Origin of the sequence: Sneathiella chungangensis (genome assembly GCF_009882935.1) — a bacterium.
Classification (GTDB): domain Bacteria; phylum Pseudomonadota; class Alphaproteobacteria; order Sneathiellales; family Sneathiellaceae; genus Sneathiella; species Sneathiella chungangensis.
In genome coordinates, this window is record NZ_WTVA01000014.1 from 85978 (window position 1) to 108326 (window position 22349).

Consider the following 22349-nt stretch of genomic DNA (forward strand, 5'->3'; position numbering starts at 1 on the left):
ATATAGTCCTTAAGCGCAGGAAAATAAAAACAAGGCTGTCGTCAGAATGGGTGACGTTGTCAATCTGAATAAATTTCGGAAAAAGCGGGACCGCAAAAAGGCGGAGGATGCGGCGCGCGGCAATCGTGTGCGGTATGGCCGGACTTCCGAGCAGAAAAACCTGGATAAAGATCAAAAGCAGCGGGACGATATCGCGCTCGATCAGAAGAAACTAACAGGCCGAGACGAAGGCGAAAATGAAACGCCGACGGAAAATTAGCCGTTTCTTTACACATTCCGTCTATAAAATTCAGATTACCGTCATAGAAATGACTCAACCTTCTTCTAGAGAGTTACGGCGCGTGACGAAATCAGGCGCAAGAGGAGGTACGAATGGAAGCCCGTGTACAGAAATATCCAGAACCGACATTGAACGATCTGCTTTCGGATCCAGTCATGCTTGCGGTGCTTAAGCGGGACGGGCTAACCGTTGATGACGTTAAGAAAATCGTCAAGACCTACCGGAAAAAATCCCAAACTCCCTCATCATGAACATGAAAAGGGATGTCAGCCTTTCAAACTGACCCCCTGACTTCTTTTGTTGTGCAACAATGCTTGCACGCGGTATGATCCGGGCTGGCGCTTTTGTTGCTCACTCATCGAATAAGGGCAATCAGGGAGAACGGCCAATCATGACGGCAGCAAGCAAGTACAAGAAGAAATCGGCAACGATACGAGGCCTTAAAATGGCCTATATCGAAGAGGGTGAGGGTGACCCGATTGTCTTTCTGCACGGAAATCCGACATCGTCCTATTTGTGGCGCAATGTCATGCCGCATCTGGAAGGACGCGGACGCCTGATCGCGCCTGATCTGATTGGCATGGGGGATTCCGAAAAGCTGCTGGACAGCGGGCCCGATAAATATACGTTCAAGGAACATCGGGCGTTCCTCCAGGACCTCCTCGCCTATCTCGATGTGAACAAGAATGTGACGCTTGTCCTTCATGACTGGGGGTCGGCGCTCGGTTTTGATTGGGCGTATCAGAACCAGACAGCAATCAAAGGTATCGCCTATATGGAGGCGATTGTTCGCCCGATCGCCAGTTGGGACGACTGGCCCGAAGCCGCACGGAATATTTTTCAGGCCTTCCGCAGCCCCGCCGGCGAGGAACTGATACTCGAGAAAAACATATTCGTCGAACGGGTGCTGCCCGGCTCGATCATCCGCAAACTTGAAGATGAGGAAATGCGCGAATATATCCGCCCCTTCCGAAACGCTGGCGAAGACAGACGTCCGACCCTGACCTGGCCCCGTCAAATCCCGATTGCCGGTGAACCCGAAGACGTCGTCGGCATCGTCGATGAATATTCCCGCTGGCTTGCTCAGGCGGATCTGGCGAAGCTGTTTATTAATGCGGATCCGGGATCGATCCTGATCGGCAAACAACGGGAATTTTGCCGCACATGGCCCAACCAGACGGAAGTTACAGTGAAGGGCCTGCATTTCATTCAGGAAGACAGCCCGGATGAGATCGGCCGGGCAATTTCTGAGTTCGTTGCGCGTATCTGATTTACTCCCTTGCGACAGGAATTATTGTGGAAAAAAAGCGGATCAAGTTAAACGCACTTCAGAGCAAGACACTGATGCTTCTTCAGATTCTGGCCAAAGACCCGGACAGCAGTAGCCCGGCTGGCGAGAACGGGGATATTCGTATCACGCGCCTTCCCCATGCACATGGCAATCACATGCATGTGGGGGATTTTGTCGTGGCAAGCCGGGATGCGAGCGGCCTCAATAATAAGTCCGTTTGGATAGCCTTGAGCAGGAAGGGATTGGTGCGGGAGTCCTGGGAAAACGAGATTATTCTGACTGCGGCCGGCCTGGAATATTCCACGGGCCTTGAGAAAAATTTCATGACCGCCTCGGACCACTGATCGTCCTTGCCGACGCCGCGGAGAGAAAAAATTATGCAGGCTGACGTTAACAGAAAACTCACGACGATCCTCTGCGCAGACGCGTCGGGCTACAGCAGGTTAATGAACCATGATGAGGGCAAAACACTCGATCGGCTCAAGACCACACGGGAAGTCTTCCGTAACTTGATCGATCAGTACGGCGGCCGCGTCGTCAATATGACGGGCGACGGACTGGTCAGTGAATTTTCCAGCGTCGTCAAGGCGGTACAATGCGCCGTCGAGGTGCAAAACAAGATCAACCAGGATAACCTTCCATTTGCAGATGAAGAGCAAATGCTTTATCGCATCGGCATCAATCTTGGCGATGTGATTATTGAGGGCGACGACCTGTTTGGCGAAGGCGTCAATGTGGCGGCCCGGCTCGAGGCCATGGCTCCGGTTGGCGGGATTTGCATTTCCGGCTCTGTTTTCGAGCAGGTAAAAAACAAACTTCCTCGCGAATTTAAATTCCTAGGAAATAAAGAGGTAAAAAATATCACCGAGCCCATCCCGGTGTACTCGCTCTCCTTGACGGAAACACCGGAAACGCGCCACGTAATGCCGCGTCATCCGGAAACCGTCCAAGAAGAGAAGGGCGAAGAAACGGACAGTGATGCAAGCCTTCGCGCTTATGTCAAAAGACAGGCGTCTTTTCGCCGCCGCGCCATGACGTTTGGCACGATAATCTTTTTTCTGTTCATCATCAACATGGCCACGTCAGCTGATTACTGGTGGTTTCTTTGGCCTGCCGGCCCGTTCGCCTTCATACTGGCGGTCGACGCCATTCGGATTTTCGGACAAGGAAACCGCTCCGAGGATTGGGAGGAGCGTAAATTAAACGAGCTTAAAGCCCGCCAGCGCCGAAATGGCCGTTAGGATTCGTCGACGACAATTTTCGCTGCGATATCATCAAGCACCTGGATATCAGGATTAACATAGTTATCGATGACGATGCTCGGGCCGTTCCCCACCATGAGAGTGAGCGTGGCCTTGCCCCCGATATCGGAAAGCTCCCAGGCCTCACCTCTGCCGCGATCCTCGACAAAAATACCGAGATCATCAAAAATCTGATCGAGATTGATGCTATCCTCCGCCACGTTGAAATCAACGATTGTCACGTCGCCGGTATCGACAGGTGTAAACATGTAGACATCCGCACCTTCTCCGCCCGATAGCGTATCGTTACCGCCATTACCCTGCAGGAAATCATCGCCGCCAAATCCGGAAATGAATTCACTCCCGATAGTCCCGAAGAGCTGCTCGCCCTGACCGGTTCCATCAATAACATTCGGAACGAGAGCGAAAGCAGCGAAGGCCGCAAAGCCGCCTAGACCGTCCTCGACAAAAGTGAACGTCAGGCTCGCGCTGCTGGTATCGTTATCCCCGTCCGTGATCACATACTCGAAGCTCTCCATTTCTCCGGGATCGACTTGATCCGGCGCGGAATAGGTATAATTACCCGCCGCATCGATGCTCAGACTGCCGCCGAGGCTGGTTTCAATAATGAGCGGATCACCATTTTGCGGAATGTCATATTCGGTACCATCGTGGATAACAGACGTCAGCATACCGCCGTCCGCGCCAAGGCGGTCAACGGAACCGGAACTCACCACATTATCCGACTCGACGACAGGAATGGAATCGACCAGAACGGTACCAAGATCATTCGGGTCGACAAGGATTGTCGGATCATCCCCGGCATTTTCAACCTTATCCAACTCTGTGGTACTGACACCCGTTCCTAGGCCAACAGCAACGACCTCTATGCTATTGTTATCTACAAACTGTTGCCACGCGTTGGTCGGAGATGTCGGAACGTCCAGACCACTGCTCGGAGTGCCATCAGAGATGAAATAGACGGTCGTCGCGTAACCGTCGAGCGAGGTATCATTAAGCTGTTCGCTGATAACACCTTGCGCGCCATCCTCGGTATCCGCAATCGCCGCCGCATAATTCGTCAATCCACTCGGGACCAGATTGCCGGTATCTTCGACAAAGTCCTGCGCCGCGCTCACAGACGAGCCTTCAAACACAACCGACGAGCCGGCCGCAAAAGCGATTATCGTGATATTGAGATTGCTGGAAACTTGCTGATATTCCCCGAGAACGTTGCTGACCGCTTCCCGCAAAACCTGGATTCGGGTCTGCGAACTTCCCGTTACGACCGAGCTCATGGACCCCGACGTATCCAAGACAAAGACAAGATTATAGGTCGGCAGGCTGGGCGCGGGCAGTTCCACGGCATCCGGGCTGGCAATCGGCACATCGTCGACGATTGACGCGGTGAAAGAGCCGGTAGCGACAGTTCCATCCTGGTCCGTAACGCTGTAGCTGAAGGGCAGAACCAAGGCATCTTCCCCGGCACCAGGATGATCAACCACGTCATTCAGGGTCAATGTATATCCATAGTCGTCACCATTGCCATTGGGGCCGAATTCCAGCACGAAAACGGGACGCGGCGCGCCGGCCGTCGGAACCGCCGTCGCGGTGAGATGCTGGGTCACGCCATCGCCAAGGGTCGTCAGCGAATAGGTCACAGGATCACCAGCGGAAGTTATCACCGGCAGGTCGCTGATATCGAGCGCGACCGCCCCCGGACCATCGAGGCCGAAATCGATTGCCGCCGTCCCGGTCACCGTCGTCGACTCCGGGGTCAAGTCACTGCCGCTCGGCAAATCGTCTTCATCAACGCTGATATTCGTTGCGACGCCGAGGACCGGGCCACTGTCATCCACCTCGACCGTCAAGGCGCCGGAAGCCGTGGAATTGTTCACGTCAACAACGGTAATCGCCAGACTGAATGCAATGGTCGCGATATTCTCCCCACCGCCGTCGAGATGATCGATTGGACCCAGAAGTGAAAAATCATAAGTTCCGTCGGTATTCAGGGTAACCGTGAAGATGGTTTGCCCCGCCGCCGACCCCGTAACCATATTTGTTCCGAGGCCTGAAAGGACGATAGGCGAACCACCAGACGTCAGGTTCACCGAATTGAAATCCGTCTGCACGGCATTAAAGGACAAGGAAGAAATTGCGCCGCTGCCGCCCGCGATACCGAGGGACGCGCCTTCGACACTATCTCCCTCTTCGGCTTCCACCACGTCCGCAGGCGTTCCCTCATCAACGATGACCGGGTCATCATTGTCTTCAACTGAAATCGTTATTGCTTCAGAGCCGCCGGCGATCGTCGCATTGCTTGATCCCCCGACAAAGGCAACGGTGAGCGTCTCCGCCCCCTCAAATAACGGATCATCAATCAGGGAAATGGTGACTGTCGTTGTCGCGCCGGGGGCCAGACCCGCCGCGCCACCGAAGAAAGTTGCCGTCTGTACCGTCGCAGAGGTAAAATCGGCGCCGGACGTCGTCGTACCGCCGATGACATAATTCACACTGACGGTCACGCCGGGGGCCACGGCCTTGTCCAGAGTCAGTTCGAAGGTGAGAACTCCAGCGCCTTCATCAACGGAAATGCCGTCCCCAACGCCGACGCTCTCGCCACCGATGGTAACATCAGAGAGCGTCACGACACCGACATCATCATCCGAAATCACGACAAGCGCCTGGCTGGACGTCACATCAATGTCCGCATTCGTTGCGCCCGTCAGCGCGACAATGAAAAATTCGAGATTCTCGATGACGTCATCGTCCACGACCGAGACGGAAAAGGAGGCCTGCGTCGATCCGGCCGGAATGACGATAACTCCGTTACCGCCATCATTCACAACGAAGTCCACACCACCGGGGGTTCCATCGTCCGATTGCGAAGCCGAACCAGCCCGAATTTCATAGGTGATGGTGACAGGAACATTGGTTGGCTGGTCCAGGTTGATAAAGACCTGGAAGCTTTGAAGATTGCCGGACGCCTGATCGAACACCGACACGACATTGACACTGGTTTGCGGGCCGAGGCCGGTCAATTCTTCACCGTTGAGCAGGTTCAAACGATCAAGATCCGTTCCGTCAAGAAGGCCCGCCGCCTTGAGAAGATCGCCAATCGAAAGGCCGCCATCTATCGCGCCATCGCTGAACTTCTGGAAACCCGCACCGCCCCCATTATGCGCTCTTCGGCCGGATTCCGGAGAAATCTTATCCGGATCAAAGTTGTCCTCGTTATCAAACCATTCCGGATTAATCAGCCTGAGCGCTTCGCCATAGATATTGAACAGCTGCTCGCCAGTCAAAATAAACGGAACGCTCGGTAAGGTGGAGAAGCTGGTGACGATCACCGACTGATTTGGAATGTCCAGTACTTGCGATCCGGCCTCGTTGGTGACGACAATCGCGCCGGTAAAGAGCGTGAAGATCGAGTCTTCGCCAATGCTCTTGACGTTTCCAGACCAGCTCGTACCGCGGATACCAATCGTGCCGACCGGCGTACGCACATCAACATTTTCCGGGTTGTCCTTGGCGATCTGTCCGCTGACGAGCGAGAAAACCCCCTGCAGCAACGACACGCCGAACTTGCCGCTTCCCGCCGAGGGGTTATAGATCATTTCATCCAGAACCGTGCGGCCATTTTCCCCCATGGAGAATTGTGTGTCGTCCGCGAAAACAATCGTGAAGGAAGACCCGGCGGCCGTCTCGATCACATCTCCCTGATAGACGGCGGCGCGCTCCACCATCTCTTCGCTCGTCCCGTCCGCATGACGCGCCGTTACCGTCCCGTTCATTGCGGTTATTTCACCAATAGGCCCACCCGCGTCGGACTGCGTGCCCGTAGATTGTGCCAAAGGACCCGGCCCTGCCAGCTTGCTGACAAGATCCGACGGCAAGCGCGCGCCGCCAGCACTGATAATATCCGGGCCGGATCCGGAGGAAAAATAACCGTGGATCGTTATGTAATCGCCGGTATCGGAGGTGAGGGTGAGGTCCACGCCATCGCGTGCGAATTCGGCAACGAGGGGTTTGATTTCATCACCCAGTCGGATCGGTCCGTCATCCGGCGCCTGATAATCCGCAAGTGATTTGCCAAAGAGGTCTGAATTTATATTCTGTTTCATCTAAAGTAACCTCAAGGCGGCAGATATGCATTTATCATCCGGCCGACAAAAATATCAATCTGGCTTTCAAGCAATCAAATCAGTCTAAAAATAGTCGTCCTGGCCATCGTCGAATTCGAAAAAACACTTATGAGACAAGCAGTAAAGTAAGGTAGCGTAAATGATGGGAGTATGCCACATTTCGGACATATTTCATAAAATTTTTCTCAAATATAGTTAATCCTCAAATTTCCTATAGAATGGGAAAGATTGAACTCAGAGCGGTAGTTAGGGCCAATTCCCGTATGGCGAATGTAGCAGGAACAACAAGGTCAAAAAAAAGCAAACCGATCTTCAAGTGGCTTTCCTTTGTGAGGGGGGGGCGAATTCCCGCGTTTCTTTTGCTGCTGGCGGCCTTGTTCCTGCAAATTTACGATCCACCTTTTTTAACCAGTTTTCGGGACCGCATTTTTGATGTTTACCAGCAGTCCCGCCCGCGTGAAGCCCAATATCCACGCCCAGTTGTGGTCGTCGACATTGATGAAAACAGTCTTTTAAACCTCGGCCAATGGCCATGGCCGCGAACATATCTTGCGAAACTCGTCAGAAATCTCACCGAAAAAGGTGCAATTGTTATCGGATTCGATATGCTTTTTGCCGAATCAGACCGGTTGTCGCCCAACCAGATGTCGCAGAATATAGAAGGCTTGCCGCCGGAAGTGAAAGAGCAATTAAGCGCCCTCCCTTCCTTTGACGCCGTCTTTGCCGATGCCATTGAACAAAGCCGCGTGGTACTTGGCATTTCCGTCAGTCCCGAAAGTGAAGGCGCAAATAACCTGGGTCTCAGCCGTATCCCTTCCTTCGCCCTTCTGGGGCAGGACCCAAAGAAATATTTGAAGAATTATCCGGCCCTGATCGGTAATATCGACGAACTCGACGAGGCCGCCGCCGGACGAGGCATGATCAGTCTCGACCAGGACTTCGATGGAATTGTCCGCCGGATACCGCTCGCCAATCGGATTGGCGGCCAGATCATTCCGTCACTCGCACTTGACATGTTGCGCGTGGCGACCGGTCGGAATGTCATTATCCAAACCAATGAAAACGGAATTCTCGGCTTTAAGGTCGCCGGAACGCTTGTCCCGACGGACACGCGGGGACGGATATGGGTCAAATATGCAAATTATGACCCATCGCTTTATATTTCCGCCCTTGATGTCATCAACGGAAATGTCGACGAAAGAGTGTTGGCAGGTAAGCTGGTCCTGGTCGGCACCTCCGCGGCAGGACTGAAAGACCTGCGCGCCTCCCCCCTCACGTCCAATCTTCCCGGCGTCGAGATGCATCTACAGCTCCTCGAAAATATCTGGACGCAAACCTATCTCTTCCGGCCCGAGTTTATCGCAATTTTCGAGTGGCTGGGTACATTGATGACGGGACTTACCCTGATTCTGCTTGTTCCGCTCGCAGGGGCGCGGACAACCCTCGGGCTCCTGATATTCATCTCCGTCACCGCGATCAGTTCTTCGATATATTTCTTCGTCTATAATTCCGTACTGATCGATGTAAGCTATACCCTCGCCGTATCGCTCATCGTTTATATTACGATGGTCTATTCCAACTATCGCGGTACCGAGCAGGAACGAACGCGCATTCGAACGGCCTTCGCGCATTATCTCTCTCCGGAACTCGTGAAACGGCTTTCGGCCTCACCCGACAGCCTCGTCCTTGGTGGCGAAGAGCGGGAAATGACGTTCATGTTTTGCGACGTCCGCGAATTTACCGTGATATCCGAAGGATACAAGCATGACCCGCAAGGTCTGACACATCTGATCAATCGCTTCCTGACGCCGATGACCGACGAAATCCTCAGCCACAATGGGACCATCGACAAATACATGGGCGATTCCATCATGGCCTTCTGGAATGCGCCGTTGGAGAACGCTCAGCATCCTAAAGACGCGGCGGATGCCGCCTTGCAAATGATCGTCCGTCTCGCGGCGCTGAATGCCGCCCTTGAAACCGAGGCCAAGTTACAGAACCGTCGGTTCAAGGCGCTTCGGGTCGGCATCGGCCTCAATACCGGTGTCTGCATTGTCGGAAATCTCGGATCGGAACAGCGGTTCGACTATTCCGTACTGGGCGATCCGGTCAATCTCGCTTCCCGCCTTGAAGGACAGACGAAGGAATATGGCTTCAGCATCATTCTTGGCGAAAGCACCGCCCAGGCTATTCCCGATTATGCGATGATCGAACTGGATCTTATCGCCGTCAAGGGCAAGGAGGAGGCGGTAAAAATTTACGGACTTCTTGGAAACGAAACTCATGCGAAAAATCCGGAATTTATTGCAGCAAAAGAGGTGGTGGAGGGATTTCTCTCGCTGTATTTGTCGCAACGCTGGGATGAAGCGCTGAAAAAACTCGACATTGTCGAAGAGCGCAATCGTCGTCTGCTGAAATTTGCAAATCTTTATCGTGCGCGAATTCGCGGTTTCAAACTGAATCCGCCGCCACAAGATTGGGATGGCGTTTACCGGGCGACAGAAAAATAGCGACTAATATTCCGAGCTGGTTCGGGCTTTCATGAAAACGAAAGGTTCGACGCCGCCGCCAAATCCCGAAGCGCCTGCCCTTCATTCACCACCTTGATCGTTGTCATCCCCATTGCCGCGGCCGGTTTCAAATTGATACCGAGATCATCAAGATAAACAACTTCCTCCGGCGCGACTGCCATCTGCTCACAGGCATATTCATAGATACGGGGGTCCGGCTTGCGAAGGCCGATCTTGCTTGATTCAATGACCTGACGGAACAGGGCCATTACCTTTTCGACCTCCGCCTGGGCGGCGGCATCTCTGGTCATGCCCGGACCGTTACCCGCCGCAACATTGTTGGTGAGGCAGGTGCAGTTAAATCGGGTGCCGCAAATTTTCAATGCATTCACCATATTCGGCCGAATATCCCCCGCCAGAAGTTTGATGATCTCCGTGCCTGGAACCGCATGGCCCATGGCGGCACTCTCTAACTCAAAGAGCTTGTCAAACTCCTCCAGCGTAACTTCGTTGCGTTCGAACTTTGCCCAGGCATTCTCGTTCGGGTTTGTTGAATTGATCGTCCGGATGAAATTTTCGGGTAGACCCTTTGCCTTCTCGAACCGGGTGAAGGCCTCGAACGGGCTCGTCGTCAGAACGCCGCCGAAATCCCATAGGATGGCTTTTATCATTTGGAAAACAAATCCTTTTTGACAATCTGGTCAGGGGCGCGCCAAGGCACCGGGGTTTATTCTTACTTTTGATAAATAGTGACAGGCGCAAATTATCCTGTCAAATGTCAAGATAGATTGAATTCGCGATGTGATCGTCTAACTTAGAACAAATAGGCAAAAAAAGATTTTTATAAAGGCGGGAGTATCCGTATGAGAGCGTCAATAGTAAGCGCCGTAGTCCTTTTCCTGGCAGCGACATCCAGCGCGACGGCCTTCGACGCAAGGGATCTGGAGAAGCTGACGAGCAATAGTAGTTGTGGCGGCTGCGATCTTCGCGGCGCGAAACTCCAGTCAATGGATCTGAAAGAAGCCTATTTGAAGGGCGCGAACTTGCGCGATTCTGTGCTGAAGCAGATTAATCTCAGCGACGCGAACCTCATAGAAACTGACATGCGCCGATCCGATCTGGAAAAGGCCACACTCGTCTCCGCCGATCTCGAATATGCCATTCTGCAGGACGCGGATTTGGAAAAGGCGTTGTTGACGAACGCCAATTTAAGACGCACGGATTTGCGGGGTGCCGATCTTGATAGCGCAAGTGTCGAGGGCGGAAAGTTTCAGGAGGCGGATATCCGCAAAGCCAACTTCAAACGCGCCAATCTGTCGCAGGCGAATTTCAGCGACGCCAAGGTCACCGACGTAAATTTCAAACGCGCGACAATGATCGGTGCGATCATGACGAAAGCGGAACTCAATAATGCGAATTTCACCCGCGCCGACCTGACGGACGCGCGGCTGGACGAAGCCGACCTAAGACATACGAATTTTTACCGGGCCAATCTTAGAAATACGGTATTGTCAGGCTCACGCCTTTCCAACGCGACATTTTGGGGAGCCGATCTTTCGGGCGCCAATCTTAGGGACGCCAATGGACTGGAACAGGAACAACTCGACGTCGCTTGTGGCTCCAGAGAAACCGTGCTTCCCAAAAACCTGTCGATAAGGGATTGCGGTGCCTGAATCACCGGGTGATCAGCCCAGCCGGCTGATCAGGTCCGGCAACTCACCCAGATGTTCTATGTTGTGAAAGCGGGGTTCGTCCGTCGGCGGCTCCGCATGTTCATGAACCCATGTGAGATTGTGCGGAACATAAACCCCGTGACTCCCCACCTCAATCGCCGGGATCACATCGCTTTTGAGCGAGTTTCCCACCATCATGCTGGCCGTCGGGTTCAGGCCGGCGCTGTTGAAAATCCGTTGATAGATCTGCGGCGTTTTCTCGCTTACAATTTGCACGTCATCGAACAAGTCGCCCAAACCGGACTGCGCCAGCTTGCGTTCCTGATCGAAGAGATCCCCTTTGGTGATCAGGATCAGACGATACCGCCCGCTGAGATCGGCAAGCGTTTCGCGCACATGCGGCAGCGTCTCGACGGGGTGGCGCAACATCTCCCGCCCCGTTCGCAAAATATCATGCAGGATGGAAGCCGGGACCTTGTCATCGGTGATCTCTATGGCCGTCTCTATCATTGAAAGAGTGAAACCCTTGATCCCGTAACCATAATAATGCAGGTTCCGCCGCTCCGCTTCCAGCAGGCGTTCCGTGATATGATCGCTTTCGGCAAAGTCACTTAAAAGATTTGCGAATTTTTCCTCGGTCATACGGAAGAAATATTCGTTCTGCCAAAGCGTATCGTCGGCATCGAAGCCGATGGCCTTTAACGCATCAGACGGCATTTCGCGGCCCCACAATCAATAAAAGGAACGGTAATTTACCCCTATTCGGCGGCACGGGCCGGAATGATCTTGCCGGGGTTCATGATATTATCGGGATCCAGCGCATGCTTCACCGCCGCCATCACATCGACGGCCTCTCCGTGCTCCATGTACATATATTTCATCTTGCCAAGCCCGACCCCATGCTCCCCCGTGCAAGTGCCGTCCATGGCGAGCGCCCGCTCGATAAGGCGGCCATTGAGCCGTTCCGCTTCCTTCAGCTCTTCCGGGTTTTCTTTCTTTATGACGAATGAAAGATGGAAGTTCCCGTCCCCGACATGGCCGACCAGCGGGGCGATCAGGAAACTGTCGGCGAGGTCCCTTTTTGTCTCGAGAATGCAATCGGCCAGGCGCGATATCGGGACGCAAACATCTGTCGCCCAGATTTGCGCGCCGTTGCGAAGCGCCATTGCCGCATAGGCCGCGTCATGCCTCGCCTGCCACAGCTTGGTGCGCTCCTCTGCCTGGGTCGTCCATTTGAAGCCTTCCGCTCCAAATTCAGCGCAAATGGCGCTTACCTGTTCCGCCTGCTCCTTTACATAAGCGTCGCTGCCATGAAATTCGAGGAAGAGCGTCGGCTGCACCGGCAAGTCGAGATTTGAATAGCGGTTTACGGCATCCACCTGCACATCATCGAGCAGCTCTATGCGGGCAACCGGGATCCCACTCTGGATGGTAAGGATCACACTCTGGATAGCGCCTTCGATATCGGGGAACGAAACGGTTGCCGCCGATATCGCCTCCGGGATGCCATAAAGCCGAAGCGTAATTTCGGTAATGATACCGAGCGTCCCCTCGGAGCCGATATAGAGCTTCGTGAGGTCATAACCTGCGGCGCTCTTCTTGGCACGGTGTCCCGTCGAAATAACGCGTCCGTCCGGAAGGACGACCTTAAGGCTCAGAATGTTTTCCCGAATGGTCCCATACCGGACCGCATTGGTGCCAGAAGCGCGCGTTGATGCCATGCCGCCGATGGAAGCATCGGCGCCCGGATCGATCGGAAAGAAAAGGCCGGTATCACGCAGATATTCGTTGAGTTGCTTGCGACGCACACCGGGCTGGACAGTGCAATCGAGATCTTCCGGACTTACCCGCAAAATCTGGTTCATCTCATTCATATCGATGCACACACCGCCTGAGACCGCATTGACATGGCCCTCAAGCGATGTGCCGGCCGCAAACGGAATGATCGGCACTTTGTGCGCCGCGCAGATTTTTACGATTTCGGAAATTTCTTCGGTGTTTTGCACAAAACACACGACATCCGGCGCCTTGGGAAAATGCCAGCTTTCGTCCTTGCCATGCTGCTCACGCACCGCCGCCGCGGTCGAGCAGCGCGATCCCAGAAGATCCTTCAGCTTTGCAATCACCTGATCCATTTCCGGATGTCTGTTCGTCATTGAAAAGTTCCTCATATCCTCCAGCGACCGGGGTGGCCAGCTTCTTTGTTTGACAGTATCATATAGTCTACCATCAGGTTAATGGAAGAAGAATAAGGGAGCGTAAATGAACATCTCCACCCTGACGCCATTGCATGAACAGACCGTTCTACCGGAATGGATCGATCACAACGAACATATGAACGTCGCCTATTATGTCCTGATTTTCGATCAGTCACTGGACGTGTTCCTCGACGAAATCGGGCTCACGCGAAAATATCGGGAATCTGCGAATTGTACGGTTTATGTTCTCGAGACCCACGTGACCTATATACAGGAAGTGCTTGAAGGCGATCCACTAGCGATGTTTGTCCGCGTACTCGATTGTGATGAAAAACGCATGCATCTCTTTCTTGAAATGCGCCATCGGGACAAGGGGTTCCTCGCCGCGACGTCAGAGCAAATGATCATGCATCTCGACAAATCGGGCCCTCGGGCGAAAGCAATGCCGGATTTCCTTCAAAGCGCGCTCCGGGAACGCCGAGACAAAGACAAAGATGCCCACATCCCCCCGCAAGTGGGCGCCGTCATAGGGATACGCCGAAAGGCATAAAAAAACGCCGCCCATCTCTGAGCGGCGTCTTATCTTGAGAGGTCGACTTATTGTGCCTTATGCGGCCTGAGTACTTGTCGAGGCGCCGTTGCCGAGTTTACCGATAAGATAATCGACATTCTCACCATCGAATTCATCCTGGAAATGCGTGAGAACCCGCTCGATCACCTGATTGCGGTAGCGTTCACGATCGCCGGGCGTGCCGTCAAAATCGAGTTCATTGGCAACGTCAAGACCAACTCTCATTATCTCCTGAAGGCCTCCGGGGATGTTCGACTTTTCACATAACTGCTTCAAACCCATGCCGCCAGCGTCGTTGACCAGTATATGGACGTTGGACACCGCGATATTCGAGTATTTCGCCATTGCGGTCTCGAAGAAATCAACATCGCCGACGCAAAGAGCCCGCAGGATAATCGTCGGGGTCAGGCGGCCATTTTCGTGAAGCTGGTCTATAAGTTCGACCAGTTCAGAATGGCTCGCTCCATCCTTGATAAAACCGATCATCGTCTTCTCGCGGCTTTCCAGAATGAGATCTGTCGCCATTCCCGGTGACATCTCGTGATGCGTCACCAGATGCTCTCGAAGCTTGTCAGAGACCATGGTTACCAGACGTTCCGTGACGGTGATCGGCAATTTGCTCCGATGGGCCATCGGTTCCTGAATTTTTTCGCTGTCGCCGAACTGGTCGAGAACCTTTTCGTATGCGGCTTCGGAAATTTCGGCCCCTTCATTGCGCATCAGCGTCGCGACAACGTCCTCCGATCCGGTTTCCGCAAGTTTCTCCGAAATCGCTTCGGAGACAATTTCCCGGCTGGCGACTGCCATCTGGTGAAATTCAGACTTGGAGCTGATGATCTCGAACAAGTCCTCATCGGTCAGCACTGTTGAAAAACTGAGCATCGGGGTTGCGACATCCGCGATATCATTGGCAAGTGTCTTCGCAATATCCCGGGGAAGGTCGGGGACCGATTTCAAGGTCTCCGCCAATGTCTGGCGTACCAGAACCTCGGCATCATTCACGAGAAGGCGGAAAATCTCTTCGGCCTCCCGGCGTTCAGACGCGCTAAATCCCGAGCCCGTCATCCCGCCGGCGATCTTTTCTACTGTTTCGGCCCGGGCCGTCGCCGAGCGATCCGTCAGCAACCGTTCAACGTCGGCTGGGCTTAAAGAACCGTTATTTGACACATTGGCTCCAGTATTTGAGTTATTCGGAACAGATACTGTCGCCAAATTATGTTAATATATTCTTAATTCGGCCGTCCTTGGATGACTTCTTTGATGGCCCTTATCTGGTCCTCGACACGGATATCGAGAGAGCTTGTAATCTCAAGGTCACGATCCTCGAAGACATCCACATCCGGCTTTTTCTCCCGCCATTTTGCAATCTTTTCATCGCGCTGGATAATCAGCAGCTCAATTTGCGGACGAAACAGCTGCAACATAGCCGTCAGCCAGCGGTTCGCTGGCCAGGAAGGGGTGCTGTGATCAATGATGAAGCTATCCAGCATATCTATCACGTCAGCCTTGTCGTACCAGTTCTCGCCCGTGACCCACCGATTCGTGGTAAACAGGCTAATCGGAAAACCGGCACTATCCATCGAAATGGCAATCAGATGACAGATGATCTCGTCCTCTTCTGCCGGCCACACTTCGGGACCGTCATAGGGAACGGGGGACATATCTTCGCGCATGCCTTTTTTGCGTAAAAAGGTGTGAAAATGTCCATGCTCGCCCTCACGATGAGCATGATAATAATATTGGGCATGGGTTTCATCGTCATAGACGTCGCCTTCCGGGTAATGATCCCATTCATAGAAAGTCCCCTGCCCCTTGAGAATTTCACCAACGATATTGGCGCCGCCCTTTTTCAGGACGCGATAGCATTCGAGAATTTCATCCGCCGCGGCATTCATACGATCAAGTCGTTCGCGCGGGAGAGCTCTCAATACATTGCGGAGTTCCGGCGCATCATTCGTCATATCGCGCGCCACGCCGTTTTCAATATCGGCAGTTTCGTTCATTTTAGTTTCCGTTCTACGACTACGAAACAGTTTCTGGATGCTGTTGGCAAGAGACTACCCGGTCTCCTGCAACAGTAAATTATCTGACCGTAACATCAACAACCTGATGCGACTCTCATTCCGCAGTGCCATGTCCGCCGACATTTCCAATATCGATAATCCGTCCGAAGTCAGCCACGTGAATCTCATCACCCAATATAAACGCCGCACAGCCCGGCGACATAGTATTTCACGCGAAGGTGATTGATCGTGTAGTTTCCGCACGGGCGCGACATTATGACCCTGTTTACGTGACAACAATTATGTTATCCCGTTTTCACGGCCATATGGCCGCGCCGTTTGGCGAATGGAGGGAAATATGAAAATGATGAAACTTGCCGCATTTGGGCTCTCGGTTGTTGTATCGCTCGCCGCAACGTCGGCATACGCAGACGGAGACGCGGCAAAAGGCGAGAAAGTCTTTAAAAAATGCAAGGCATGCCACACCATTGAAAAAGGCGGCGCAAATAAAATCGGGCCGAATTTGTTTGGTGTTTTCGGCGCGAAATCCGGTCATGTTGAAGGCTACAAATATTCAACGGCGATGATGGAAGCGAACCTGACATGGGATGAAAAAACCCTGGACGAATATCTTACAAAACCAAAGAAGGTCGTAAAAGGCACGAAAATGAGCTTCGCTGGCCTCAAGAAGGAAAGCGAACGCGAAGACCTGATCGCTTATTTGAAGACATTCCAGTAATCATAGCGCTTCCCCGGTAACTTGTGCGGATCGTCATCGTCATCTGCACAGTCACCGCGCGGGAGACAATTGTATGATTTTTACCAGCCGCTGCCTGACCCAATTGGCAGCGGCCCTTAATGGTGTTCATAAACAGGGATCGCAAAAAATCGGGGGTTTTCCCGTCTCGCTTTCGGTGGCTCATCGCCGGGAATATGCCCGGCCAACCTTCGAGTATTTTTCGAGACTGCCGCCATTCTCCTTGAAGCGGCTATACTCATCGCCATTCACAAGCATTTTATAAAAATTAAGACCTTCTTTACATCCTGCAGTTATACCTTATTTACGAGGCATTAATTTTCGCGGCATTTACCGCTGCAGAAGTTTATTTCGATAGAGAATAGTCCATTGAATACAAGAGGTTTGGCATCCAAGCAGCCTGCAGGTCGCGATATTTCCAGGAAAGAGGAATCCGGGGAGGCGGACGAGCGTGTTCTACGGCTGAATTATAGCAAGCTGAGGCTGCTAATTCTCGAGACGGGCACCCACATCCTGGAATTCTGCCAGAGTATCAATATTCCGGTTCTGGCTCAGGAAACCTCCTATAATGATACCATCGCCAAAGATATCTCAGCAGGTGTCTACAACTGCATTATTATCGACGGTACGCGCGGCGACGATGCATACCGGGAAATCCTGAACGAAGTATCCGGCAAACCGCCGTTTCTGCCGGTGATTGTTATAGACGGCTCGCTCCAATTCCTGCGAAACGGCGCGTCGGAAAATATTGCGCGCGGCGACCTTTCTGCCGACCGCCTTGAAACTGCTTTATTCAATGCGGATCGGCTCTGCAAGCTGAACAATCGGACGGCCATTCTGGAAATGGAGCTGTCTGCCTTTATCGAGGAAGACCCGCTTACCGCCCTTCCGGGCCGAAGCAAGTTTCGTATGCGCATGGCCAAGGCGATTGAAAAGGCCCATGCCGCAAAAGTACCGGTTTCCCTGATCATTCTCGATCTGAACAGCTTCAAGGAACTGAACGAAAGCCGCGGTCACGATTTCGGCGATGAAATTCTCAAAACCGTCGCCAAGCGCCTGTTCAAATTCGCGCCCTATAACTCTATTGTCGGCCGTCTTGGCGATGACGAATTCGCTCTCCTCGCGGTTGATCAGGATTTTTCCGCCGCCTCCGATAATTTTGCGGCGCGGCTGATGCATGAAATTCGCAAACCCTATGTTATCGAGGGCCAGAAAACCGACGTCAGCGCGACAATGGGGTTTGCACTGCTGGACGATCATGACACAGCCGATGGATTGCTCCACAAGGCAATTTCAGCGCTCTATGCCGCGAAACGGGACAAGGAGCCCTTCACGGTTTACACCCATGAGGACGATATCGAGAGGCGCCAACAGCTGCGCCTTGCGCAAGATCTTCCCGAGGCCGTCGCGAGCAATCAACTGGTCCTGCATTATCAACCTATCGTCCGCATCGATGACCAGGAGGTTATCGGCGTGGAAGCGCTGGTGCGCTGGCAACATCCAAAGCACGGTCTTCTGTTTCCGGACAGCTTTATTCCTCTCGCCGAAGGGTCTGGTTCAATCGAGGCGCTTACGGAATGGGTATTACAAGACGCGATCTCTCAGGCCAGTCTATGGCGGGCCGCGGGCGACAGGATATCCGTCTCCGTCAATATTTCGGCGCTGATTTTGCACAATCCGGCCTTCCCCCAGATGGTGGCACGGCTTCTCGAAACAACAAGTTTTCCGGCACATCTGCTCAAGCTGGAGATTACTGAAAGCGCGATTATCTCCGATGTAAATCGCGCGACGGAAATTGTGACTCAATTGCATGACATGGGCGTCTGCCTTTCAATCGACGATTTCGGTACCGGCTATACGTCTCTTGCCTATCTGCGCAAGCTGCCGGTCGACGAGATCAAGATTGACAAGAGCTTTGTCATGAACATGTCGCATGTTGCCGATGACGAAGTTATTGTCCGCACCCTGCTCGACCTAGCCAAGAATCTCGGCCTTTCCGTCGTCGCCGAAGGCGTCGAGGATGCGGAAACCTGGCGGATGCTGGAAGATCTTGGCTGCGATGTCGCACAGGGCTATTTCATGAGCCGCCCGATCGATGTCGAAGCCTTCAAGGACTGGATCGTGACGCAACCCTGGAAACAGGAACTGAAATAGACGGGTTCCGACAACATCCGTTTGACGCGGACCCTGATATCCCTGAAAATAAACAAAAACAGGGGAGTCATGAATGTCAGAATTTGGTCCGGACGTCACCATTAACAATGCCGCCTATCTTCACCCAAGTGCCCTCATCTACGGAAAGGCCCGCATCGAAAAAGGGGCGTCTCTTTGGCCCTATACGGTGATCCGCGCAGAATCCGAAGAAGTTGTTGTCGGTGAATATACAAACATTCAGGATTTCGTGATGATCCATGTCGGTGCTTCCACCGGCAGCTTCATCGGCTCCCATTGTTCAATCACCCATCATTGCACCATCCACGGCTGCACGATCGGCGACAACTGCCTGATCGGGATAAATACGACAATCATGGATGGCTGTGTCATAGGCAACAACTGCATCGTTGCAGGGCATAGTTTCCTCAAGGAAGGAACGGTTATTCCCGATAATTCAATCGTGATGGGCACGCCGGCGAAAGTCGTTCGCACGCAGAATAATTATGCCCGTTGCCGGTTAAATGCGTTCATGTATTATCGCAATGCTCTCGCCTATAGCCGGGGTGACCATCGGGAATGGGTTTCCGACGATTGCCTGAAGGAAGTGCAGGTGGAAATTGCAAAGCTGCAGAAAGAGCAGGCGGCACTAGAAAACAAATCTTAGGACCAACCTCTGAAAGAACGGATCGAGAAATTCCATGATTGAAATGCGTAACCCCTATCTCATGTTCCTGGGTGATGTGGAAGACCAGCTTGCCGCGAAAACCGCGAAAGGGATTGTCGACTGGCGCCCCGAATGGTGTCTCGGCCAGTTGAAGCTGGCCGGCTGCGTCGCCGATCTCGGCATCAAGGACATGACCATCGCCGAAGCAGTGGCCGGCGGAGCAAAGACCATGGTAGTGGGTATCGTCAATTCAGGTGGTTTTCTGCCCGAGCACTGGATTTCCGCCATTGTCGAGGCATTGGACGCAGGCATGGACGTCGCCAGCGGCCTGCACATCCGCCTTGGAGACATGCCTGAAATCAAGGAGGCTGCGGCAAGAAATGGGCGTGCCCTGTTTGACGTGCGTCATCCGACCCGCAACATTCCGACTGGCAAGGGAACGCCGCGCCAGGGGAAAAGACTGCTTGCCGTCGGGACCGATTGCTCCGTCGGCAAGATGTACACGGCGCTAGCTATCGAAAAGGAAATGCACAAGCGCGGCATGAAAGCGGATTTCCGCGCGACAGGTCAAACCGGGATATTTATCGCCGGATCGGGAATCTCCATCGATGCGGTGGTTGCCGATTTCATCTCCGGCGCGGTTGAAGAGCTTTCACCGCCAAATGATGCCGATCACTGGGACATTATTGAGGGTCAGGGCTCTCTCTTTCATCCTTCCTTCGCGGGCGTCAGCCTGGGGCTTTTGCATGGCGCGCAGGCCGATGCCCTCATCCTCTGTCACGAGCCGACCCGGACCCACATGCGCGGTCTACCGCATCAGCCATTGCCCGATCTCAAAACCTGCATGGAGCTCAACCTGACCTGCGCGCAGCTCACCAACAAAAATGCCGAATTTGTCGGTGTCGCCATCAACACTTCTGGCCTCAAGGAAGGCGAACGTCAGGAATATCTCGCGAAAGTCGAGAAGGAATTGGGGCTTCCAACTGTCGATCCTTTTAAAGACGGCACGGCGCCGATCGTCGACAACCTGCAATGAGCAAGCGGGAAATCGAGGCGCGCGCCGAAAGCTGGCCGATCAGGGGAAGCTTCCGCATCAGCCGGGGAGCGAAAACCGCCGCCGAGGTTGTTGTTGTCGAAATCTCCGACAATGGCGTAACGGGACGCGGGGAATGCGTCCCGTATGCGCGATACGGCGAAAGTGTCCGTTCGGTCCTCGGTCAGGTTTCCTCCATTCGAGATTATATCCGCGACGGTCTGACCCGCGACGGGCTGCTGACGGTTATGCCCTCCGGGGCCGCGCGCAATGCCGTTGATTGCGCGCTCTGGGATCTGGAAGCAAAGTTGAGCGGCAAAGGCATATATGAAATTGCGAGGATTCCGGCACCAGGACCGACGATAACGGCTTACACGCTCTCTCTGAATACCGCTGAAAATATGGGCACCGCCGCGAAGGCGCAGAGCCACCGCCCGCTGTTCAAGTTGAAACTCGCGGGCGAGGGCGATCTCGAGCGGGTGGCCGCAGTTCGTCACGCAGCGCCAAAGACGCGTATCATTGTCGATGCCAACGAGGCCTGGACCGCCGATATGATGCTCGAATTTTGTCCCAAAATGGCGGACCTCGGCGTCGAACTTATCGAGCAGCCATTGCCGGCCGGCGAAGATTCAATTCTTGGCGAGATGGAGAGGCCCGTCCCGATTTGCGCCGATGAAAGTGCTCATGATACGGCCACCCTCGACGACGTGACGGAGCTCTATGATTACATCAATATCAAGCTCGACAAGACTGGGGGGCTGACAGAGGCCCTGCTTCTCGCGGAAGCCGCCCGGGAGTTCGGGCTCGGGGTTATGGTCGGCTGCATGCTCGGCACCAGCCTTGGCATGGCCCCCGCCATGCACCTCGCCTCCTTCGCGCGTTTTGTCGATCTCGACGGGCCGCTTCTGCTTGAAAAAGACAGGGAAAATGGCATCCGCTTTGACGGCAGCGTCATGCATCCGCCATCAAGGGAACTTTGGGGATAGCAGAGGCCATCCCCTTTGGTTCTAACGCCCCTTGAATTCCGGCGCGCGTTTTTCAACGAAGGCAACGGCCGCACCCTGGTGATCTTCCGTCTCAAATGACCGGATCATCTGGTGGGCCTCCCAATCCAGGACCTCGCTCAGGGTTCCCTCGGACGCTGTATTGATATTCTTCTTCATGTAGCCGATGGCAATCGTCGGCAGCTCCGCCAGCCGTTTCGCCATTGCGGCCGCCGCGGCCGGAAGTTCGTCCGCCGGAACTGATTTGTTCACCATACCGATTGCCTCGGCCTCCTTGCCGAGGATCACGTCAGCGGTGAAATAAAGTTCCTTCGCCTTGGCTTCACCGAGCAGCTTGGTCAGGAAATAGGTCCCGCCGAAATCACCCGAGAGGCCGACCTTTGAAAAGGCAGTGGTGATCTTGGCATCGTCCGCCGCGATGCGCATATCGCACGCCATGGCGAGGGAAAAACCCGCGCCCGCGGCCGGCCCCGGAATGACGGCAAGTGTGGGTTTCGGCATTTCATGAAGAAGACGGCTTACTTCCATCCGTTCGCGTAGGTCCTGTATCCGCTCGTCGATATTGACCTTGGCGCCGGCATTGGCGGCGAAACCCTTCACATCTCCACCCGCACAGAATGCACCGCCCGCACCTGTTAGCACGACGGCACGGACCGAACCATCCTTTGCCAGGCGGGTCAGCTTCTCGCTCAAACCGTCCATCATTTCCCGGGTAAAGGCATTGCGCGCCTCGGGCCGATTCATGGTCAGCGTCGCAATTCCGTCTTCAAACGTTTCAAGAAGTACATCAGACATTTTTATTTTCCTTATTTTGAGTTTATCTGA

General features: G+C 53.7%; 20 protein-coding genes. 13 read left to right on the plus strand and 7 right to left on the minus strand.

Going from position 1 to position 22349, the window contains the following annotated elements:
* Nucleotides 1-46: 46 nt before the first annotated feature.
* The 5 genes from GQF03_RS12165 (at nucleotide 47) to GQF03_RS12185 (ending at nucleotide 2812) form a co-directional block, all read left to right on the plus strand.
* On the plus strand, nucleotides 47-259 hold the full coding sequence (locus tag GQF03_RS12165; RefSeq protein ID WP_161339557.1) for a DUF4169 family protein: 213 nt from the start codon (nucleotides 47-49) through the stop codon (nucleotides 257-259).
* A 113-nt stretch (nucleotides 260-372) separates the two neighbouring features.
* Nucleotides 373-531, plus strand: coding sequence for a hypothetical protein (locus GQF03_RS12170; protein ID WP_161339558.1), 159 nt, complete (start codon nucleotides 373-375; stop codon nucleotides 529-531).
* A 140-nt stretch (nucleotides 532-671) separates the two neighbouring features.
* Nucleotides 672-1550 (plus strand): haloalkane dehalogenase, encoded by an 879-nt coding sequence (locus GQF03_RS12175; protein WP_161339559.1) that lies wholly within the window; start codon nucleotides 672-674, stop codon nucleotides 1548-1550.
* A 26-nt stretch (nucleotides 1551-1576) separates the two neighbouring features.
* Nucleotides 1577-1915: an immunoglobulin domain-containing protein gene (locus GQF03_RS12180; protein ID WP_206376414.1), complete on the plus strand. Its 339-nt coding sequence runs from the start codon at nucleotides 1577-1579 to the stop codon at nucleotides 1913-1915.
* A 33-nt stretch (nucleotides 1916-1948) separates the two neighbouring features.
* Entirely contained in the window at nucleotides 1949-2812 is an 864-nt protein-coding gene (locus GQF03_RS12185) for an adenylate/guanylate cyclase domain-containing protein (protein ID WP_161339560.1), read from the plus strand.
* Here GQF03_RS12185 and GQF03_RS12190 read toward each other — a convergent pair.
* Nucleotides 2809-6936: a T1SS-143 repeat domain-containing protein gene (locus GQF03_RS12190; RefSeq protein ID WP_161339561.1), complete on the minus strand. Its 4128-nt coding sequence runs from the start codon at nucleotides 6934-6936 to the stop codon at nucleotides 2809-2811. The two genes, GQF03_RS12185 and GQF03_RS12190, sit on opposite strands and share 4 nt — an antisense overlap.
* A 284-nt stretch (nucleotides 6937-7220) precedes the next feature.
* Here GQF03_RS12190 and GQF03_RS12195 point away from each other — a divergent pair, with 284 nt between their 5' ends.
* Complete coding sequence (locus GQF03_RS12195) at nucleotides 7221-9467, plus strand: CHASE2 domain-containing protein (protein WP_170078528.1); 2247 nt, start codon at nucleotides 7221-7223, stop codon at nucleotides 9465-9467.
* Nucleotides 9468-9496: 29 nt separating this feature from the next.
* Here the strand turns inward: GQF03_RS12195 and GQF03_RS12200 are convergent, their stop codons facing one another.
* Nucleotides 9497-10138: an HAD-IA family hydrolase gene (locus GQF03_RS12200; protein ID WP_161339563.1), complete on the minus strand. Its 642-nt coding sequence runs from the start codon at nucleotides 10136-10138 to the stop codon at nucleotides 9497-9499.
* Between the two features lie 192 nt (nucleotides 10139-10330).
* On the opposite strand from GQF03_RS12200, the gene GQF03_RS12205 reads away from it, so the two are divergent.
* On the plus strand, nucleotides 10331-11140 hold the full coding sequence (locus tag GQF03_RS12205; RefSeq protein WP_161339564.1) for a pentapeptide repeat-containing protein: 810 nt from the start codon (nucleotides 10331-10333) through the stop codon (nucleotides 11138-11140).
* A 12-nt stretch (nucleotides 11141-11152) separates the two neighbouring features.
* Here GQF03_RS12205 and GQF03_RS12210 read toward each other — a convergent pair whose 3' ends face one another.
* Together GQF03_RS12210 and GQF03_RS12215 are read right to left on the minus strand one after the other, a co-directional pair.
* On the minus strand, nucleotides 11153-11857 hold the full coding sequence (locus GQF03_RS12210) for an HAD family hydrolase (RefSeq protein WP_161339565.1): 705 nt from the start codon (nucleotides 11855-11857) through the stop codon (nucleotides 11153-11155).
* Between the two features lie 41 nt (nucleotides 11858-11898).
* Nucleotides 11899-13296 (minus strand): FAD-binding oxidoreductase, encoded by a 1398-nt coding sequence (locus GQF03_RS12215; protein WP_206376413.1) that lies wholly within the window; start codon nucleotides 13294-13296, stop codon nucleotides 11899-11901.
* A gap of 106 nt (nucleotides 13297-13402) precedes the next feature.
* Here GQF03_RS12215 and GQF03_RS12220 point away from each other — a divergent pair, with 106 nt between their 5' ends.
* Entirely contained in the window at nucleotides 13403-13888 is a 486-nt protein-coding gene (locus GQF03_RS12220; RefSeq protein WP_161339567.1) for a thioesterase family protein, read from the plus strand.
* A gap of 57 nt (nucleotides 13889-13945) precedes the next feature.
* Here GQF03_RS12220 and spbR read toward each other — a convergent pair whose 3' ends face one another.
* Nucleotides 13946-15076 carry a SpbR family protein gene (gene spbR, locus GQF03_RS12225; protein WP_161339568.1) on the minus strand — a complete coding sequence of 377 codons (1131 nt, stop codon included), beginning with the start codon at nucleotides 15074-15076 and terminating at the stop codon, nucleotides 13946-13948.
* 62 nt (nucleotides 15077-15138) lie between these two features.
* Nucleotides 15139-15912, minus strand: coding sequence for a DUF6969 family protein (locus tag GQF03_RS12230; protein WP_206376407.1), 774 nt, complete (start codon nucleotides 15910-15912; stop codon nucleotides 15139-15141).
* Nucleotides 15913-16270: 358 nt separating this feature from the next.
* Here GQF03_RS12230 and GQF03_RS12235 point away from each other — a divergent pair, with 358 nt between their 5' ends.
* The 5 genes from GQF03_RS12235 (at nucleotide 16271) to dgcA (ending at nucleotide 21506) form a co-directional block, all read left to right on the plus strand.
* Complete coding sequence (locus tag GQF03_RS12235) at nucleotides 16271-16651, plus strand: c-type cytochrome (protein WP_161339569.1); 381 nt, start codon at nucleotides 16271-16273, stop codon at nucleotides 16649-16651.
* Between the two features lie 402 nt (nucleotides 16652-17053).
* Complete coding sequence (locus GQF03_RS12240; protein WP_161339570.1) at nucleotides 17054-18823, plus strand: putative bifunctional diguanylate cyclase/phosphodiesterase; 1770 nt, start codon at nucleotides 17054-17056, stop codon at nucleotides 18821-18823.
* Nucleotides 18824-18896: 73 nt separating this feature from the next.
* On the plus strand, nucleotides 18897-19487 hold the full coding sequence (locus GQF03_RS12245) for a gamma carbonic anhydrase family protein (protein WP_161339571.1): 591 nt from the start codon (nucleotides 18897-18899) through the stop codon (nucleotides 19485-19487).
* A gap of 37 nt (nucleotides 19488-19524) precedes the next feature.
* Entirely contained in the window at nucleotides 19525-20523 is a 999-nt protein-coding gene (dgcN, locus tag GQF03_RS12250; RefSeq protein ID WP_161339726.1) for an N-acetyltransferase DgcN, read from the plus strand.
* Nucleotides 20520-21506: an N-acetyl-D-Glu racemase DgcA gene (gene dgcA / locus GQF03_RS12255; RefSeq protein WP_161339572.1), complete on the plus strand. Its 987-nt coding sequence runs from the start codon at nucleotides 20520-20522 to the stop codon at nucleotides 21504-21506. The genes dgcN and dgcA overlap by 4 nt, the downstream gene beginning before the upstream one ends.
* Nucleotides 21507-21527: 21 nt before the next feature.
* Here the strand turns inward: dgcA and GQF03_RS12260 are convergent, their stop codons facing one another.
* A complete protein-coding gene (locus GQF03_RS12260) occupies nucleotides 21528-22319 on the minus strand; it encodes an enoyl-CoA hydratase (protein WP_161339573.1) in 792 nt (263 codons plus the stop codon).
* Between the last annotated feature and the right edge of the window lie 30 nt (nucleotides 22320-22349).

What these genes read in the sequence shown, in the direction of transcription:
- GQF03_RS12215 (WP_206376413.1), bottom strand. Translation starts at nt 13,296, where the DNA reads ATGACGAACAGACATCCGGAAATGGATCAGGTGATTGCAAAGCTGAAG.
- GQF03_RS12200 (WP_161339563.1), bottom strand. Translation starts at nt 10,138, where the DNA reads ATGATAAAAGCCATCCTATGGGATTTCGGCGGCGTTCTGACGACGAGC.
- GQF03_RS12230 (WP_206376407.1), bottom strand. Translation starts at nt 15,912, where the DNA reads ATGAACGAAACTGCCGATATTGAAAACGGCGTGGCGCGCGATATGACG.
- GQF03_RS12165 (WP_161339557.1), top strand. Translation starts at nt 47, where the DNA reads ATGGGTGACGTTGTCAATCTGAATAAATTTCGGAAAAAGCGGGACCGC.
- GQF03_RS12175 (WP_161339559.1), top strand. Translation starts at nt 672, where the DNA reads ATGACGGCAGCAAGCAAGTACAAGAAGAAATCGGCAACGATACGAGGC.
- GQF03_RS12170 (WP_161339558.1), top strand. Translation starts at nt 373, where the DNA reads ATGGAAGCCCGTGTACAGAAATATCCAGAACCGACATTGAACGATCTG.
- GQF03_RS12235 (WP_161339569.1), top strand. Translation starts at nt 16,271, where the DNA reads ATGAAAATGATGAAACTTGCCGCATTTGGGCTCTCGGTTGTTGTATCG.
- GQF03_RS12190 (WP_161339561.1), bottom strand. Translation starts at nt 6,936, where the DNA reads ATGAAACAGAATATAAATTCAGACCTCTTTGGCAAATCACTTGCGGAT.
- GQF03_RS12210 (WP_161339565.1), bottom strand. Translation starts at nt 11,857, where the DNA reads ATGCCGTCTGATGCGTTAAAGGCCATCGGCTTCGATGCCGACGATACG.
- GQF03_RS12205 (WP_161339564.1), top strand. Translation starts at nt 10,331, where the DNA reads ATGAGAGCGTCAATAGTAAGCGCCGTAGTCCTTTTCCTGGCAGCGACA.
- GQF03_RS12195 (WP_170078528.1), top strand. Translation starts at nt 7,221, where the DNA reads ATGGCGAATGTAGCAGGAACAACAAGGTCAAAAAAAAGCAAACCGATC.
- GQF03_RS12245 (WP_161339571.1), top strand. Translation starts at nt 18,897, where the DNA reads ATGTCAGAATTTGGTCCGGACGTCACCATTAACAATGCCGCCTATCTT.
- GQF03_RS12220 (WP_161339567.1), top strand. Translation starts at nt 13,403, where the DNA reads ATGAACATCTCCACCCTGACGCCATTGCATGAACAGACCGTTCTACCG.
- GQF03_RS12260 (WP_161339573.1), bottom strand. Translation starts at nt 22,319, where the DNA reads ATGTCTGATGTACTTCTTGAAACGTTTGAAGACGGAATTGCGACGCTG.
- dgcA (WP_161339572.1), top strand. Translation starts at nt 20,520, where the DNA reads ATGAGCAAGCGGGAAATCGAGGCGCGCGCCGAAAGCTGGCCGATCAGG.
- GQF03_RS12185 (WP_161339560.1), top strand. Translation starts at nt 1,949, where the DNA reads ATGCAGGCTGACGTTAACAGAAAACTCACGACGATCCTCTGCGCAGAC.